The following is a 17,053-nucleotide window of genomic DNA, read 5'->3' on the forward strand; positions in this document are numbered from 1 at the left end:
GATCAGCCCACGCGCGGCTCCTAATGCAGTCGCGCCTTGGCACGTGCCCGGGTCAATCCTTCCGCAAAAGACACCGCCGTGTCCAGACCCCTGCCACTGCCTAATGCGACAACCGCAGGGCGGCTGCGCGAAAGCAGTGCACGCGCCGCGTCCCGGGTCGATTCGACGCTGACGGCGTCGATCCGGGCCACCAGCTCCTGCACCGTCTGCGGCCGGCCATAGGCCAGGACGTGGCGGGCGAGCTGCTCGGCACGGGAGGAGCAGCTCTCCAGCGCCATCAGGAGGCCCGCCTTCATCTGCGCCTTGGCCCGTGCAATCTCGGCCTCGGTCAGGGTCTCCACCGAATCATTCATGACGTCGACCACGACTTCCATCATCTCCGGCGCATCGGCCGGATCGGTACCGGTGTAGAGGCCGAAGAAGCCGGTATCGGTATAGGGCGCGTGGAAGCTGTAGATCGAGTAGCAGAGGCCGCGCTTCTCGCGCACCTCCTGGAACAGCCGCGACGACATTCCGCCGCCGAGGATGTTGGTGAAGACCTGGAGCGAGAACAGCGACAGATCGTTCTGCGGCACACCTTCCAGCGCCAGCGTCAGATGCGCCTGCTCGAGCTCGCGATGCACGACCTTAGCGCCGCCCTTGCCGAACTGGGCGGCCTGCGGCTTCGGGCCCGGCGTTCCTTCAAAGCTTGCAAAGCGCTTCTCGGCCTCGGCGACCACCTGGCTGTGATCGACCGCGCCGGCGGCCGCCACCACCATGTCGGGCCCGCGATAATGCGTCGACAGATAGCCGCGCAGCATGTCGCGGTTGAAGGCGCGCAGCGTCTTGGCGGTGCCGAGCAGCGAGCGGCCCATCGGCTGGTCGGGATAGCAGAGCTCGTTGAGATGCTCGAACACGACGTCGTCGGGCGTGTCCTGCGCGGCACCGATCTCCTGCACGATGACGTTCTTCTCGCGCTCCAGCTCGTCGGGCTCGAAGGCGGGATTGGCCAGGATGTCGGCGAGCACGTCGAGCGCCAGCGGCACGTCGGCCTTCAGCACCCGCGCATAATAGGACGTGGTCTCGGTCGAGGTGCCGGCATTGAGGTCGCCGCCGACAGCCTCGATCTCCTCGACGATCTCGCGCGAGGAGCGCTTGGTCGTGCCCTTGAACGCCATGTGCTCGAGGAGATGCGAGATGCCGTGCTCGTTGGGCTTCTCGTCGCGTCCGCCGACGCCGGCCCAGACCCCGAGCGCCGCAGTCTCGAGATGGGGCATCTTGTCGGTGACGACGGTGAGGCCGGACGCAAGCTTGGAGATCTCGACGCTCATCCGGCAACTCCCTGTTTTGCGGCACGGCTGACCGACAGCACGAACCGCTCGACCTCGGCCTGATCGTTCTTCATCACCTTCATGTGTTCGGATTTGGTCATGAGGCCGTCGAGCCAGGCCGGCAGTTGCGGCCGCTGGCCGCAGGCCGCTTCGACCGCGTCGGGGAATTTGGCCGGATGCGCGGTGGAGAGCACGATGCTGGGCACCGTGGTGTCGGTGGTGTCGCGATCGGCAACCGCGAGCGCGACCGCAGTATGGGGATCGACCAGCTCGCCCGCCTCACGCCAGGCGGCGCGGATCGCGGCCTCGGTTTCGGTCTCGTCGGCGCGCCCGGCGTCGAACTCCTCGCGGATCGCGGCGAGCGTCGCATCGGGCAGCACGAAGCGCCCGGACTGCTTCAGCGAATCCATGAGACGGCGCACACCGGCCGCATCGCGCCGGCCGGCTTCGAACAGCAGCCGCTCGAAGTTCGAGGAGATCTGGATGTCCATCGACGGCGACGCCGTGGCGTGCACCTCGCGCACCTCGTAGATGCCGGTCTTCAGCGTCCGCGCCAGGATGTCGTTGACGTTGGCGGCGATGCGCAGGGTCCGCACCGGCAAACCCATGCGCTTGGCGACGTAGCCGGCAAAGATGTCGCCGAAATTGCCGGTCGGCACGACGAAGTCCACCGCGCGCGCCGGCGCGCCGGCGGCAACGGCGGAGGTGAAGTAATAGACCACCTGGGCAACGATACGCGCCCAGTTGATGGAATTGACGCCGGACAGCGAGGTCGCATCGCGGAAGCGATGGTTGTTGAACATTCCCTTCACGAGGGCCTGGCAGTCGTCGAACGTGCCTTCGATGGCGAGCGCATGCACGTTGGCCGCGCCCGTCGTCGTCATCATCCGCCGCTGCACCTCGGAGATGCGGCCGTGCGGGAACAGTACGATGAGATCGACGTTCTCCAGCCCCGCGAAGGCTTCGACCGCAGCGCCGCCGGTATCACCGGAGGTTGCGACCACGATGGTGGTGCGCTGGCCGCGCTTGGCGAGCACATGGTCCATCAGCCGCGAGATGAGCTGCATCGCCACGTCCTTGAAGGCGAGCGTCGGGCCGTGGAACAGCTCCAGCACGAACTGGTGCGGCGACATCTGGCGCAGCGGCACCACCGCGGGATGGCGGAAGGTGGCGTAGGCCTCGTTCGCCATCCGGCCGAGCTCGGCGTCCGTGATCTCGCCTCCGGCGAAGGGACGGATCACGTCGACGGCGACCTCCCAATACGGGCGGCCGAAGAAGCCGGCGATCGTGTCAGCCGAGAGCTGCGGCCATGTCGCCGGCACATACAGGCCACCGTCGCGGGCAAGCCCGGTCAGCATCACGTCGCAGAAGCCGAGTTCGGGGGCCTCGCCCCGGGTCGAGATATAACGAGTCAAACTGCCCTCCAAAGGCCGGCCAAGCCGAAGCTTGATCCGTAAGCCTTTGATTTCACGATATTCCTGATTAACAGCCAGAGGCTTTGGGCCACCATAAAGTGTTTTGCGGCATCGGGAAACCGCTTCCCGCCCGCACCCTTTGCAACGAAAAGGGCTGCGGCAATGCCGCAGCCCTCTCTTGGAAGGTCTGTCGTTGATATGTGCAGACCGGTTTGGCTCGTCCGGGGCGCCTGCCCGCTAAAACTGCTCGCGCAAGCTTTCGTCGCCTGTCCTCAGACCGTCAAGGGCGAAAACCGGGCGCGACGACAAATGTTCCTGTTTTTCCCGACGCGTATGAACGCCGCATACCCGTCCGCATACTGGCCACAAGGCCGGCTTTGCCATTTCTTCCTGAACCCTTGATCGCGGCAGGAACGAACGCAGCCGCAGTCCATTGTGTCGGCGGATAGCGTCCGCCGTCGGCCACGCATTGCCCGGCCGGCGGAGTCGCCGATCCGTCGGCCGAACCGCTGCATCCTGGAGCAGCCGGTTCGGTCGCTGGCGGGACGTCAGTTCATGCCGATTTCCACCGCAATCCGGATCAGGTCGGAATGGTTCTTGGCCCCCAACTTCTGCTTGAGCAGGGAGGTGGTGTTGGCGACCGTCTTGTAGGAGATCCCAAGCGCCTCGGCGACCTCGACGATCTTGTCGCCGCGCCCGAGCAGGCGGAGGATCTCGAGCTCCCGCGGCGTCATCTGCGAGGCCGGATTGGCCTTGATCGCGGCACCGGAGAACGTCACGGCCTCCGCCAGCTGCGGCGAGATGAAATTGTCGCCCGCGACCACCTTGCGCACCGCTTTCAGCAGGATCCGGGGATCATCGCCCTTGGAGACATAGCCCTGCGCCCCCAGCTCGACCGCCCGCACCACGAAGGCCGGATCGTCGTTCATGCTGAACATAATGATCTTGGCATCAGGATCGTCCTTGCGGATCCGCCGCATCAGCTCGAACCCGGAGACATCCGGCAGGCTGATGTCGATCACCGTGACGTCGGGCCGCTTGCTGATATAGGCGCGATGGCCGGATTTGGCGTCCGTCGCCTCGTCGATGCGGATCGAATGGTCGGATGCGAACAGGGTTCGGCAACCCGACAGCACCACAGGATGGTCGTCGACGATCAGGACCCTGGTCGCCGGCTTGGCGGTATCTTGCATCGCGCGCTCTCTGGTTTTTCAACTCATAGACCGGCGGGAACAAATGGAAAGAGAGAAATCCGCCGGGACGCGTTAGAATTGAACTAATGTGGCAACACCTGTCGTTCAGAACCCAACTGTTTCTTCCGCTCGGCGTGAGCTTCCTCGCCGCGCTGGTCATGGGCGGCGTGCTGCTCCAGAGCTTTGCGACCGGCCAGCTGGCCGACGAGAACGAATTGGGGCGACATTCGGCCCGAGCGGTCGCCGCGGCGCTCAACAACACCCTGCGCGCCTCGGACAATCCGCGGCAGACGCTCGACGCCTTTGTCCATTCTTTGGGCACCTCCTCCGATATCCAATTCCGTCCTGTCGAAGCGGGTCCCGAGCCCTCGCCAACGGCCGGTCCGCGCAAGCCGCATAGCGTGCCGCAATGGTTCATCGACCTGCTCATCATCCCGGACATGGACGCGGCGTCCCCACTGATCATCGACGGCAAGCGGGTCGGCGATCTCGTGTTCCTGCCCGACCTGTCGGCCGACCTGTTCGAGAAATGGATCGGTTTTCTGGCGCTGACGAGCCTCATCGCCGTGCTGACGGTGCTGACCGGAACGATCGCCTATCTGTTCGCGGAATCGGCACTGCGCCCCCTGCAAAATCTGGGCGCAGGCCTCACGCGAATACGGCGCGGCGATTATGCGACGCCGATCCCGGTGGCAGGGCCGCCGGAGATCCGGCAGAGCTGCGAGGAGGCCAATGCGCTGGCGGCGACGCTCGCGCGACTAAGCCAGGACAATCGCGACCTGCTGCACCGCCTGGTGTCGCTCCAGGACGGCGAGCGGCGCGATCTCGCCCGCGAGCTGCACGACGAGCTCGGCCCGCTGCTGTTCAGCATCCGCGCCGGCACGATCGCCCTGATCGAGGCTTCGCCGCCGGTGGGACATCTCGGCAATACGGCGCAGGAGGTGCTGCAATCGGTCGAAGCGCTCCAGCAGACCAACCGCCGCATTCTCGACCGGCTGCGGCCGCTCTATATCGAGGAATTGGGGCTGGAAACCAGCGTGCAGACGCTGCTCCGGAACTTTCGCAAGCAGGCCCCGCATATCGGCCTGACCGCCACGGTCGATCCTGGTCTCAACGGGCTCGACGGGCCGCTGGCCCAGACCGTCTATCGCGTGATCCAGGAGGCGCTGACCAACGTGCTGCGCCATGCCGCAGCACGCAATGCCCATGTGCAGGCGGCCATATCAGGCGACGCGCTCGCCATCGAGATCTCCGACGACGGCGGGGGATTTCTCGAGGGCAACGTGTTCGGCCGGGGTCTGACCGGCATGCACGAGCGCGTGCGCGCGCTCAGCGGATCGCTGTCATTGCTGCGCGCGGATGAACGAACCTATGTGCGCTGCCGTCTGCCCGTGCAGGGGACGCGCGACGAGCCGGCGCAAAGCTAGCACGGGCAGCCGTGATGCGCGTTCTGTCGCGCCGGCGCGCACAGCGTGCTGTCGATTTTGCCTTCCGCACTGAAGCGAAACGAGGCGTGAATGCGCAGCGCGCCTGCGACGGAATATTCGAGATCGACGCCATCAGGCACGGGATGGATCTCCTCGAGACCGAAGCCGGCCGACGAGAATGCGCTGAGCCGCGGCCCCCAGTAGGTTTCGAGCTCGTCTCGGCCGCGATAACGCTGCGTGCCGTTGCACGTGCATTCGATCTGCGCGTCGTCCGCATAGAGGTCGAGCAGCGTCGCGAGGTCGCCCTTCCGGCAGGCATCCACCCAATCGACGACAATTCCCATCTGATCGAAATCGCTCACGCCGTAATCCTGTCTGCCGCGAAATTTTGCATGCGGCTTAGGACCACACTCGTGAATACGCGCTGAATGGTAAACCCCGGGTGATACCGGGTTCCTCCCGGGAACCTACGGAAGATTCAGCTCGAGCGACGTCCCCTCACCCAGACGCCGAACGCGATCAGCACCGCGCCTGCAAGCGCGAACCAGGTGACGGCGTATTGCAGGTGATCGTCCTTCAGATGCACGTCGAGCGGACCCGGACGCGGGATGCCATTCGCGGGCGCGGGCTGCTCCAGATCGATGTAGAACGGCGCAACCGTGCCCCAGCCGAGCGCGCTCGCGATCGCCACATGATCGCGCACGAACCAGAGCCGCTTGTCGCGGCTCTCCGCCGGCGTCAGCCAGCCCGGCGGTTCGGGAAAGCGCAGATAGCCGGTGAGCGCGACCGGCTGCCCGGTCACGAGCTTCTTCACCGCGCGATCCTCGACGCTGCGATCCTGCATCGTGTTCTCGACGAAGCCGGCATCGATCACGACCATCTCGCCGCTCGGAAGCCGCGCCGGCAGGAAGGCCCAGGTGCCGGGACCGGAGGCGTCCTTGCGTACGGCCGAGCCGGACGAATAGACCATCGCATCGGGCGAGGCGGCGTAGGTCGCAGTGAAGCTGACACGGCGGAATTCATCGCGCGCGGGATTGAGCGCAGTCCATTGTGCGGGCGGCGGCAGCGCAGTGGGTGCCGCCGCCAGACGCTCGGTGAGTGCTGCGATCAGCTCGTGCTTGGCGGTCCGGCGCTGCAATTGCCAGACGCCGAGGGCAACGAAGGCGGCCGTCAGGAGAAGCGTGAACAGCGCAAAGCCGGCCACGCGAGGCTTGCGCGCAGTCGCGTTCATTTCGCGCGGTCGACCAGCCGGCCCGGCGCTGCCTTGTGGTGGAATTGCAGCGCGATCAGCAGCGACTTCATCGCGCGCAGTGGCAAGAGCGTGGTGGCGAGGATCAGCGGCAGCCACAGCACGGCATGCAGCCAGTACGGCGGCTGGTACTTGACCTCGACGATCAGCGCGCACGCAACGACGATCCCACCGGCGAGCATGATGATGAAGATCGCCGGGCCATCGCCGGTGTCGATGAAGGCATAGTCGAGGCCGCAGCGGTCGCAGGAGGGTGCGAGCGTCAGGAAGCCCGCATAGAGCTTGCCCTGGCCGCAGCGCGGACATTTGCAGGCCAGCCCGCGCATCGCGCTTTGCAGGACGGTGGTTTCGGACTTGGGTGGACCGGCGGTGTCATTCATGATGGCGGACTCTATCACAGTTTCCACCGAAACTTCCGGCGGCGCAAAAGCGAAAGGGCGGCCCTGCGGCCGCCCTTTCTGATCGATCCAAAGCTGCTCAGTGCGCGCCGTGGGCCATGGTCTCGGCGCCGTGTCCCCACACATAGATGCAGAGGAACAGGAACAGCCAGACCACGTCGACGAAGTGCCAGTACCAGGCGGCGAACTCGAAGCCGAGATGCTGCTTCGGCGTGAAGTGGCCGGCATAGGCACGGAACAGGCAGACCAGCAGGAAGATGGTGCCGACCAGCACGTGGAAGCCGTGGAAACCGGTCGCCATGAAGAAGGTCGCGCCATAGACGTTGCCGGCGAACGAGAACGCCGCATGGCTGTACTCATAGGCCTGCACGCAGGTGAAGAGCGCGCCGAGCACGACGGTGAGGATCAGGCCGTATTTCAGACCCTGGCGATCGTTCTCGAGCAGCGCATGGTGCGCCCAGGTCACCGTGGTGCCCGAGGTGAGCAGGATCAGCGTGTTCAGGAGCGGCAGATGCCAGGGATCGAAGGTCTCGATGCCGTGGGGCGGCCAGGTGCCGGGGACCGCGCAGGCGCCGGCCGCGGTGCCGAGGCCGCAGCCGAACACGGCATCGCGGGTGGCGTGGACAGCGTCGGCCGGAAACAGCGCCGCGTTGAAATAGGCCCAGAACCAGGCGACGAAGAACATCACCTCGGAGGCGATGAACAGAATCATGCCGTAGCGGTGATGGAGCTGCACGACGCGGGTATGGTCGCCCTTGTACTGGGCTTCCTTGATCACGTCGCCCCACCAGCTCGCCATGGTGTAGAGCACGCCGACGGTGCCGACGCCGAACACGATCGGCGCGGCCGAGAACATGTGGTGCATCCAGGCGATCGCGCCGACCGCCATGATGAAGGCCGAGAGCGAACCGACCGCCGGCCAGGGAGAGGGATCGACCAAGTGATAGTCGTGATGCTTGCCTTGCGCGGTAGCCATTTGCGGTCTCTCTCCTCAATCCCGTGCCTGTCCGGCACTTATCCCCTTATTTCCGATCCCCTGAACGCGCCCGGAGATCAGAGATTTCCCTTGCGTTTGTCGCCTTCGCCCGATGCCAGCGGCTTCACCACCGGATCCTTCACCGGGTAGAACGTGTAGGACAGCGTGATCGTGCTGAGCCCGTCGTTCTCGTGGTCGTCGGCGATCGACGGATCGACGTAGAACACGACCGGCATCTCGCGCTTCTCACCGGGCGCCATGGTCTGCTCGGTGAAGCAGAAGCAGTTGATCTTCTGGAAGTAGGACCCGACCGTCAGCGGCGCGACGTTGTAGGCGGCCTGGCCGGCAGTGGTGCGCGCGGCCTGGTTGGTCACGGTGTAGAAGACGGTCGTGACCTGGCCGATATTGACCTCGATCTCGCTCTGCTCCGGCTCGAACTTCCAGGGCAGACCGGGCGCGACGTTGGAATCGAAGCGCACCGCGATCTTCCGCGCGATCGGACCGGTTGCCGGCGCGGCGGTCGCGACCTGGGTCGTGCCGTTGAAGCCGGTGGCGCGGCAGAACCAGTTGTAGAACGGCACCGCCGCGTAGGAGGCGCCGACCATCAGCGCCACCACGCCGCCGCAGATCGAGGCGACCAGCACGTCACGACCGAGGCCCTTACCGACGCCTTTCCTGGCCGTCCGGCTCTGATCCCGCGATATGGTCGGCTCGTGATCCATTTTCCCTACATCGGCCGGACTAGAACTGCCGGTCCCTTGACCATGGTGACGGCGAAGAACAGCACCACGAGCACGCCGAGCGCGAGCGCGATCGCGATCGAGCGCTGGCGGCGGCTCTTCTTCTGCGCCTCGGTGAGGACGATTCCATCAGGCTCGGGTTTGTCCGCCACCGCGATCATGCGCCCCCTGCCATCGGAGCAAGCGCCCGGAACACGACCTCGGCCAGCAGGGTCGCAAACAGCGCGAACAGGTAAAGGATGGAGAAGGCAAACAGTTTTCGCGTGGCGCGCAACGACTGGCTGCGCTCGCGGCGCATATAGACGTTGATCGCGAGCACCAGCATGCCGGCGCCGAGGATCAGCGAGACGACACCGTAGACGGCGTCGAAATAGCCGAGCGCCCAGGGCGCGGCGGCCACCGCGATCAGCACGATCGTGTAGAGCAGGATCTGGAGGCGGGTCGCATCGGGACCGGCGACGTTGGGCAGCATCGGAATGCCGGCGCGCGCGTAATCGTCCGAGCGGAACAGCGCCAGCGCCCAGAAATGCGGCGGGGTCCAGAAGAAGATGATGGCGAAGAGAAGCAGCGGCTCGACGTCGACCGTGCCTGTTACCGCGGCCCAGGCCACCACCGGCGGCAACGCACCGGCGGCGCCGCCGATCACGATGTTCTGCGCGGTCCAGCGCTTCAGCCACATCGTGTAGATCACGACGTAGAAGAAGATGGTGAAGGCGAGCAGCGCGCCCGCGATCCAGTTGACGAGGATGCCGAGCGTCATCACCGAGAAGAAGGCGAGCGTCATGCCGAACGTCATCGCCTCGGGACGGGTGATGCGGCCACGCGGAATCGGCCGGTTCGCCGTGCGCGACATCTTGGCGTCGATATCGCCTTCGAGCGCCATGTTGAGCGCCCCGGAGGCGCCGGCGCCGACGGCGATGCAGAGCAGCGAGGTGATCGCCAGCACCGGGTGGAAATGCCCGGGCGCCATCGCCATTCCGACCAGCGCGGTGAAGATCACCAGCGACATCACCCGCGGCTTGAGCAGCGCAAGATAGTCGCGCACCTCCGCTTCGGAGATGCGGGGATTGATGTCGACGGCGTTGTGGTCGAGGACGGACACTAAATCAACTCGCTTCGTTATGGAGCCGCGGCGCCCGTCATGGGCGCCGCGGGTGTTCGCTTACTGCACGCGGGGCAGCACTTCGAACTGATGGAAGGGCGGCGGCGAGGGCAGCGTCCACTCCAGCGTGGTCGCGCCGGCACCCCACGGATTGTCGCCAGCCGGCACCTTTTTCGCAAAGGCATCGATCACGCAATAGAGGAAGATCAGGACGCCGAAGCCGGAAATGTAGGAGCCGACCGACGAGACCAGGTTCCAGCCGGCGAAGGCGTCGGGATAGTCGACGTAGCGGCGCGGCATGCCCGACAGGCCGAGGAAGTGCTGCGGGAAGAACACCAGATTCACGCCGATGAAGGTGACCCAGAAGTGCGCCTTCGCCAGCGTCTCATTGTACATGTAGCCCGTCATCTTCGGGAACCAGTAGTACCAGCCGGCGAAGATCGCGAACACCGCACCGAGCGACAGCACGTAGTGGAAGTGCGCGACGACGTAGTAGGTCTCCTGGAGCACGCGGTCGACGCCGGCATTCGCCAGCACGACGCCGGTGACGCCACCGACCGTGAACAGGAAGATGAAGCCCACGGCCCAGATCATCGGCGCGCGGAATTCGATCGAGCCGCCCCACATCGTGGCGATCCACGAGAAGATCTTCACGCCGGTCGGAACCGCGATCACCATCGTCGCCGCGACGAAATAGGCCTGCGTCGCCGACGACATGCCGACCGTGTACATGTGGTGCGCCCACACCACGAAGCCGATGCCGCCGATCGCGACCATGGCGTAGGCCATGCCGAGATAGCCGAACACGGGCTTGCGCGAGAAGGTGGAGACGATCTGGCTGATCATGCCGAAGCCGGGCAGGATCAGGATGTACACCTCGGGATGGCCGAAGAACCAGAACAGGTGCTGGAACAGCACGGGGTCGCCGCCGCCGTCGGGCGCGAAGAAGGTCGTGCCGAAATTGCGGTCGGTGAGCAGCATGGTGATCGCACCGGCAAGCACCGGCAGCGACAACAGCAGCAGGAACACCGTCACCAGGATCGACCACACGAACAGCGGCATCTTGTGCAGGGTCATGCCCGGCGCGCGCATGTTGAAGATCGTGGTGATGAAGTTGATGGCGCCGAGGATCGACGAGGCGCCCGCCAGATGGAGCGACAGGATCGCGAAGTCGACGGCCGGGCCGGGATGACCCGAGCTCGACAGCGGCACATACATGGTCCAGCCGGCGCCGACGCCGTTGGCGCCCGGCTCACCCTCGACGAAGGTCGACATCAGCAGCAACCCGAACGAGGCCGGCAGCAGCCAGAACGAGATGTTGTTCATGCGCGGGAACGCCATGTCGGGCGCGCCGATCATCAGCGGCACGAACCAGTTGCCGAAGCCGCCGATCATCGCCGGCATGACCATGAAGAAGATCATGATCAGGCCGTGGGAGGTCACGAAGACGTTGTAGGTGTGCGTCTCGTGGAAGATCTGCACGCCCGGATACATCAGCTCGGCACGGATCGCGATCGACATCGCGGCACCGATGACGCCGGCGATGACCGCGAAGATCAGGTACATCGTGCCGATGTCCTTGTGGTTGGTCGAATAGACGTAGCGTCGCCATCCGGTCGGATGGGCGTGCTCGTCATGTCCGTGGTCTTGCGCGTGATCGCCGTGTGCCGCTGCGCTGGTTGCCATTTTCAAATCCTGCCTTGCGTCCCAATCGGACCTTTGGAGGCCCCGCCCTTTATGTCGCTTTCAGTCCCCTCGAGCCTTTACCCGACGCCTACTGCGTCGGGCCGGCCGCGGAGGCGTAGGTGCCGGTGCCACCGCTCGCAAACTTCTTCTTCGCCGTTTCGACCCAGGAGGCGAATTCCTTGTCTTCCACGACGCGAATCGCGATCGGCATGAAGGCGTGATCCTTGCCGCAGAGCTCCGAGCATTGGCCGTAGAACATGCCGGTCTTGGCGGCCTTGAACCAGGTTTCGTTCAGTCGCCCCGGAATGGCGTCGATCTTCACGCCGAACGCCGGCAGCGCGAAGGCGTGGATGACGTCCGCACCGGTCACCTGAACACGAATCACCTTGTTGACCGGCACCACCATCTCGTTGTCGACGCCGAGCAGGCGGGGCTGCTTGTCCTGGGCCATCAGCGAGTCGAACTCGAACTTGCCGTTGTCGGGATAGGCGTAGGACCAGTACCACTGCTTGCCGGTCGCCTTGATGGTCAGGTCCGCCTTCGGCACGTCGAGCTCCAGGAACAGCAGGCGGAACGACGGCACCGAGATGCCGACCAGGATCAGCACCGGAACCAGCGTCCAGGCCACCTCGATCAGCGTGTTGTGGGTGGTCCGCGACGGCACCGGATTGGCCCTCGCGTTGAACTTGATGACCACGACCACCAGCAGCGCCAGAACGAACAGCGTAATCAGCGCGATGAGCACGAACAGGAAGTTGTGGAACCAGACGATGTTGTCCATCACCGGCGAGCCGGACTGCTGGAGCGTCCACTCCCATGGCGCCGGCTGCCCAAGCTCGGCAAATGCCACGCTGCCCGTCGCCAGTGTCAGACCAGCTACGGCCAATCCCAGCAAATGCCGGCCTACCCGGCCCTTCGACATCCTCATGCCGTTCGCGCTCCCCTTACGAAATCACCCCAGGCGCGTCCCCCTATTTCCGGGAAACGCTTATTCGATCCGTCCGTCTGACAAACCGCCACTCAAGAATACCTCTAAGAGGAATTGGGGCCAGATCGCTAGAACGCCGAAATCAAGCTTCTCAAACCATAATTCTTGATCTATCGCAATGCAGTCTTGAACCCCATCTGCCAGCGATCACCCGCAAGATATTTCCTAGTAACATCAGACAAAAATACCGTTTCCCGGGATGCTGCGGCTTGACAGCGGAATTGCCCGTTGTAGGCACAGGGCGAACGGCCGCACAGGAACCTGATTCGTGCCGGCGGCGGCGGCCTCGGCGGCGCGGAATTTGCTTGGGAATTGCCTTCAAGACGCCGTCATTTCCGTATCAGTCCACCCGCGCAAGCGACCCAAGCGAGCAGAGGGACCGACCCCGATGGGGCTTTCGAGATGCATGGCAAGGCCGGATAGCAGCCTCAACGCGCTGATCGGCCTTCTGGCCGCCGCCCTTCTCCTTGCTTTACCCAGCCTCGCCCATGCGCAGGGCGCGGTGCGCTCCGTCCATGGCGACTGGCAGATCCGCTGCGACACCCCGCCGGGCGCCCAGGCCGAGCAATGCGCCCTGATCCAGAGCGTCGTGGCCGAAGACCGCTCCAATGCCGGCCTGACCGTGATCGTGCTCAAGACCGCCGACCAGAAGAGCCGCCTGATGCGCGTGGTCGCCCCCCTCGGCGTCCTGCTGCCCTCCGGCCTCGGGCTGAAGCTCGACAATCAGGACGTCGGCCGCGCCGGCTTCGTGCGCTGCCTGCCCAATGGCTGCGTCGCCGAGGTCGTCATGGACGACAAGCTGCTCGGCCAGCTCCGCACCGCCAAGACCGCGACCTTCATCATCTTCGAGACGCCGGAAGAAGGCATCGGCTTCCCGCTCAGCCTGAACGGACTGGGTGAGGGGTACGACAAGCTGCCGTAGGCAGCTGGACCTATTGTTTCCGTAATGTGAGGCTTCGCGCCCTCGCGGAACTGGTCTGAAACCATTATCTTGCCCCACATCTCCAGATAATGGACGGACACATGACCAATCCCGCCACAACCTCCCTGCTCGACCGCGCCAATCTCGACCGCGACCAGGTTCGCCACGAGGTCGCGCGCGGGCTTGCCGGCGCCGACGACGGCGAGCTGTTCCTGGAGTACAGCCAGACCGAAGCGCTGATGTTCGACAATGGGCGGCTGAAGCAGGCGACCTACGACACCTCCCAGGGTTTTGGCCTGCGCGCCGTCAAGGACGACGCGGTCGGCTACGCCCATTCCTCCGACGTGTCGCTGCCGGCGCTGATTCGCGCCGCCGACGCGGTTGCGGCCGTGCGCGGCGGCTACTCCGGCAGCTTTTCGGCTCCTCCCCCGCATACCAATGTGCGCCTCTATGGCGACGACAACCCGCTCGATGCGCCGGGCTTCGAGACCAAAGTCAAGCTGCTCGCCGAGATCGACGCCTATCTGCGCGACAAGGATCCGCGGGTGCGGCAGGTCAGCGTCAGCCTGGGCGCGACCTGGCAGGTGGTCGAGATCCTTCGGCCCGACGGCGAGAGCTATCGCGACATCCGCCCGCTGGTGCGCGTCAACATCTCCGTCGTCGCCGGCCAGGGCGACCGCCAGGAGAGCGGCAGCAAGGGCTATGGCGGCCGCGCCGGCTATGCCGAATTCATCGAGAGCAAGAACTGGCGCGACGCCGCCGACGGCGCGCTGCGCGAGGCGCTGGTCAACCTGGAGTCCATTCCCGCCCCTGCCGGCGAGATGGACGTCGTGCTTGGCGCAGGCTGGCCCGGCGTGATGCTGCATGAAGCGGTCGGCCACGGGCTCGAAGGCGACTTCAACCGCAAGAGGACCTCGGCCTTTGCCGGCCTGATGGGCCAGCAGGCCGCGGCCAAGGGCGTCACCGTGGTCGACGACGGCACTATTGCCTCGCGCCGCGGCTCGCTCTCGATCGACGACGAGGGCACGCCGACCAATCGCACCGTGCTGATCGAGGACGGCATCCTGGTCGGCTACATGCAGGATCGCCAGAACGCGCGGCTGATGAACATGAAGCCGACCGGCAACGGCCGCCGCCAGGGCTATGCCCATGTGCCGATGCCGCGCATGACCAACACCTACATGCTCGCGGGCGATCGCGATCCGGCCGAGATCCTGGCGTCGGTGAAGAACGGCGTCTTCGCCGCGAATTTCGGCGGCGGCCAGGTCGACATCACCTCGGGCAAATACGTGTTCCAGTGCACCGAGGCCTACAAGATCGAGAACGGCAAGATCGGCGCCCCGCTGAAGGGCGCCATGTTGATCGGCAACGGGCCGACCGATTTGCATCGCATCCGCATGATCGGCAACGATCTCGCGCTCGATACCGGCATCGGCACCTGCGGCAAGAACGGCCAGGGCGTGCCGGTTGGCGTCGGCCAGCCGTCGCTTCTGATGGAACGCATTACGGTGGGTGGAACAGGCGCATGAGTGTTGAGAAGATGACTGCGACCACCACCAAGCGGAAGAGCAGCGGCTGGGGCGGGCAACTGGTGCAACTCGCCGGCATCGTCGCCGCGGTGTTCATCGCTAAGGGCGCGCTCGCTGAGCCGTTTTACGTGCCGTCGGGCTCGATGGAGCCGACGCTGCTGATCGGCGACGCCCTGCTCGCCTCGAAATTCCCCTACGGCTACGGCACCTCGTCGCTGCCGATCCAGATCAACCTGCCCGAGAGCGGCCGCGTGTTCGCGGAGACGCCGAAGCAGGGCGACGTCGTGGTGTTCCGCTGGCCCGGCGATCGCTCGCAGGCCTGGGTCAAGCGCGTGGTGGGTCTTCCCGGCGACCGCATCCAGATGCGGCAGGGCCAGCTCTTCATCAACGACCGGCCCGCCGAGCTCAAGCCCGACGGCATCGGCGCCGCCGAGGACGACAATGGCGGCAGCGAGCCTGCCTACCGCTATGTCGAGACGCTGCCGAACGGCGTCTCGCACCTGATCTTCAAGATGCGCGACAATGGCCCGCTCGACAACACGCCGGAGGCGACGGTGCCGGCCGGACATCTCTTCGTGCTCGGCGATAACCGCGACAACTCCGCCGACAGCCGCGTTCCCTTGCGCTCCGGCGGCGTCGGTCTGCTGCCGATCGACAATCTGGTCGGACGCGCGGATGCCGTGCTCGGCTCCTGGGACCTCGGCATGCGCGGCCAGCCAGTGTGGACCTGGCTGTCCGGTTTCCGCCTCGCGCGGTTCTTCACCGCCGTGCATTGACCGGAAGTCTCCTCACCTCACGATGAACCGCGACGAATTCCTCGCGCTCGCGCTGAGAAATCCCGTCAACGTTACGATCATCGACGAACTCGCGCGGCTCGCCCTTCCGGATGCGTGGCTGGTCGCAGGTTGCCTGGTGCAGACGGTGTGGAACGTGCTCACGGGCCGCGCCGTCGATCACGGCATCGCCGACTACGACGTGTTCTATTTCGATCCCGATACGTCGTGGGAGGCGGAAGACGCGGTGATCCGCAAGCTGCAGGCACGGCTGGCGCATCTCGGCGTCAAGGTCGAGATCCGCAATCAGGCGCGCGTGCATCTGTGGTACCCCGACAAGCACGGCCTGCCCTATCCGCCGTTGACGCGTTCAACCGACGGCATCGACCGCTTCCTGACGGAGAATACCCAGCTCGGTATCCAACCCGCGGGCGGGAGCTTCGACGTCTATGCGCCGCACGGGTTCGACGACGTCGCGCGATTGATCGTGCGGCCCAATCGGGCACAGAATTTTTCCATTGCCAATTACGCGGCGAAGGCCGCGCGATGGAAGGCGCTGTGGCCGGAGCTCACGGTCATTGCGGCGGAGTGAGATGCCTCGCCACGTCATGGCCGGGCTTGACCCGGCCATCCACGCGCAGCCGCGATGGAGAAACGACGTGGATGCCCGGGACAAGCCCGGGCATGACGACCGTGTATTCGACGTTAGCTAAATCCTACCGCACCACGCCCGACGTGAACCCCGCCTTGCGGCGCGGCGGCTTGATCTCCTTTTTCAGGAAGCAGCGTGCCTCGCGGCCGGTGTAGCCGGGGCGGGCATAGGTGAAGGCGCGGCATTTGTTGTCGGCGGTGCAGGCGGCCTTGCACGCCTCCTCGCCTTCGCCGTCCTTGAGTTCAAAATTGCGCAGGTCGCCACCGGGGCGGTCGATCGAGGTCTCCACGCCTTCGACGCGCGGCTCGATCACGCCGGCGCCGCGCACACCGGAGATGCAGCAATTGCCCGGCACGCGCGGCGGCACCGTGTTCTTGAGCCAGCACACCGCCGCGGCGCCGTCGATGTCGGGATAGCTGAAGCTCCACGAGCGGCAACGGCGGTCGCGCTCGCACAGCAGCGCGCAATCCTCGGGGTCGCCAGATGTGACCGGCGTGCTGAAATAGTCACCGCCGGGCCGGTCGAATGCCGTCTGGGCGCGCGCAGGCCAGCTCGCAAGCACGAGCGAGAGCAGCGCGGCGCATGCCACGACGCTTGCCAAGACCCTTGCCATGACGGACAGGCGGCCCTTCCCCATCAGAACAGCTTTCGAGTTATTGACGACGCTCAGGTTTTTTCAGCCGGTCATTTGAT

Annotated in this window: 18 protein-coding genes; 5 read left to right on the forward strand and 13 right to left on the reverse strand. The window is 65.3% G+C overall.

Features of this window, described 5'->3' with window-relative positions; genetic code table 11:
• Positions 1-20: 20 nt before the first annotated feature.
• From ACFLEY_RS44510 to ACFLEY_RS44520, 3 genes are all read right to left on the reverse strand, one after another.
• Positions 21-1,310 (reverse strand): pitrilysin family protein, encoded by a 1,290-nt coding sequence (locus ACFLEY_RS44510; protein WP_011084001.1) that lies wholly within the window; start codon positions 1,308-1,310, stop codon positions 21-23.
• Positions 1,307-2,725, reverse strand: a complete 1,419-nt coding sequence (gene thrC, locus ACFLEY_RS44515; protein WP_060912768.1) for a threonine synthase — start codon at positions 2,723-2,725, stop codon at positions 1,307-1,309. The genes ACFLEY_RS44510 and thrC overlap by 4 nt, the downstream gene beginning before the upstream one ends.
• A gap of 548 nt (positions 2,726-3,273) precedes the next feature.
• On the reverse strand, positions 3,274-3,918 hold the full coding sequence (locus ACFLEY_RS44520) for a response regulator transcription factor (RefSeq protein WP_008139927.1): 645 nt from the start codon (positions 3,916-3,918) through the stop codon (positions 3,274-3,276).
• Positions 3,919-4,004: 86 nt separating this feature from the next.
• Between ACFLEY_RS44520 and ACFLEY_RS44525 the strand changes: the two genes are divergently transcribed.
• Positions 4,005-5,345 carry a histidine kinase gene (locus ACFLEY_RS44525; protein WP_060909352.1) on the forward strand — a complete coding sequence of 447 codons (1,341 nt, stop codon included), beginning with the start codon at positions 4,005-4,007 and terminating at the stop codon, positions 5,343-5,345.
• Here ACFLEY_RS44525 and ACFLEY_RS44530 read toward each other — a convergent pair.
• The 9 genes from ACFLEY_RS44530 to coxB form a co-directional block, all read right to left on the reverse strand.
• On the reverse strand, positions 5,342-5,707 hold the full coding sequence (locus tag ACFLEY_RS44530; RefSeq protein WP_028173702.1) for a nuclear transport factor 2 family protein: 366 nt from the start codon (positions 5,705-5,707) through the stop codon (positions 5,342-5,344). The two genes, ACFLEY_RS44525 and ACFLEY_RS44530, sit on opposite strands and share 4 nt — an antisense overlap.
• A 116-nt stretch (positions 5,708-5,823) precedes the next feature.
• On the reverse strand, positions 5,824-6,576 hold the full coding sequence (locus ACFLEY_RS44535) for an SURF1 family protein (protein ID WP_060909353.1): 753 nt from the start codon (positions 6,574-6,576) through the stop codon (positions 5,824-5,826).
• Positions 6,573-6,974, reverse strand: a complete 402-nt coding sequence (locus ACFLEY_RS44540) for a DUF983 domain-containing protein (RefSeq protein WP_011083995.1) — start codon at positions 6,972-6,974, stop codon at positions 6,573-6,575. The genes ACFLEY_RS44535 and ACFLEY_RS44540 overlap by 4 nt, the downstream gene beginning before the upstream one ends.
• A 97-nt stretch (positions 6,975-7,071) precedes the next feature.
• Positions 7,072-7,968, reverse strand: a complete 897-nt coding sequence (locus ACFLEY_RS44545; protein WP_011083994.1) for a cytochrome c oxidase subunit 3 — start codon at positions 7,966-7,968, stop codon at positions 7,072-7,074.
• A 77-nt stretch (positions 7,969-8,045) separates the two neighbouring features.
• Positions 8,046-8,690: a cytochrome c oxidase assembly protein gene (locus ACFLEY_RS44550; protein ID WP_011083993.1), complete on the reverse strand. Its 645-nt coding sequence runs from the start codon at positions 8,688-8,690 to the stop codon at positions 8,046-8,048.
• A gap of 5 nt (positions 8,691-8,695) precedes the next feature.
• Positions 8,696-8,869 carry a hypothetical protein gene (locus ACFLEY_RS44555; protein WP_011083992.1) on the reverse strand — a complete coding sequence of 58 codons (174 nt, stop codon included), beginning with the start codon at positions 8,867-8,869 and terminating at the stop codon, positions 8,696-8,698.
• Complete coding sequence (locus ACFLEY_RS44560; RefSeq protein WP_060909354.1) at positions 8,866-9,810, reverse strand: heme o synthase; 945 nt, start codon at positions 9,808-9,810, stop codon at positions 8,866-8,868. Before ACFLEY_RS44560 ends, ACFLEY_RS44555 begins: the two co-directional genes overlap by 4 nt.
• Positions 9,811-9,870: 60 nt before the next feature.
• Positions 9,871-11,496: a cytochrome c oxidase subunit I gene (ctaD, locus tag ACFLEY_RS44565; protein WP_011083990.1), complete on the reverse strand. Its 1,626-nt coding sequence runs from the start codon at positions 11,494-11,496 to the stop codon at positions 9,871-9,873.
• Between the two features lie 88 nt (positions 11,497-11,584).
• Positions 11,585-12,424: a cytochrome c oxidase subunit II gene (coxB, locus tag ACFLEY_RS44570; protein ID WP_060909355.1), complete on the reverse strand. Its 840-nt coding sequence runs from the start codon at positions 12,422-12,424 to the stop codon at positions 11,585-11,587.
• Between the two features lie 448 nt (positions 12,425-12,872).
• Here coxB and ACFLEY_RS44575 point away from each other — a divergent pair, with 448 nt between their 5' ends.
• The 4 genes from ACFLEY_RS44575 (at position 12,873) to ACFLEY_RS44590 (ending at position 16,300) form a co-directional block, all read left to right on the forward strand.
• Positions 12,873-13,406 carry an invasion associated locus B family protein gene (locus ACFLEY_RS44575; protein ID WP_028173706.1) on the forward strand — a complete coding sequence of 178 codons (534 nt, stop codon included), beginning with the start codon at positions 12,873-12,875 and terminating at the stop codon, positions 13,404-13,406.
• A gap of 101 nt (positions 13,407-13,507) precedes the next feature.
• Complete coding sequence (gene tldD, locus ACFLEY_RS44580; RefSeq protein ID WP_060909356.1) at positions 13,508-14,935, forward strand: metalloprotease TldD; 1,428 nt, start codon at positions 13,508-13,510, stop codon at positions 14,933-14,935.
• Positions 14,932-15,711, forward strand: a complete 780-nt coding sequence (gene lepB, locus ACFLEY_RS44585) for a signal peptidase I (protein WP_060909357.1) — start codon at positions 14,932-14,934, stop codon at positions 15,709-15,711. Before tldD ends, lepB begins: the two co-directional genes overlap by 4 nt.
• 22 nt (positions 15,712-15,733) lie before the next feature.
• Positions 15,734-16,300, forward strand: coding sequence for a nucleotidyltransferase family protein (locus ACFLEY_RS44590; RefSeq protein ID WP_011083985.1), 567 nt, complete (start codon positions 15,734-15,736; stop codon positions 16,298-16,300).
• A gap of 124 nt (positions 16,301-16,424) precedes the next feature.
• Here ACFLEY_RS44590 and ACFLEY_RS44595 read toward each other — a convergent pair whose 3' ends face one another.
• Positions 16,425-16,997 (reverse strand): PAN domain-containing protein, encoded by a 573-nt coding sequence (locus ACFLEY_RS44595; RefSeq protein ID WP_028173708.1) that lies wholly within the window; start codon positions 16,995-16,997, stop codon positions 16,425-16,427.
• Between the last annotated feature and the right edge of the window lie 56 nt (positions 16,998-17,053).

It is taken from the genome of Bradyrhizobium sp. YCK136, assembly GCF_044570075.1.
Classification (GTDB): domain Bacteria; phylum Pseudomonadota; class Alphaproteobacteria; order Rhizobiales; family Xanthobacteraceae; genus Bradyrhizobium; species Bradyrhizobium diazoefficiens.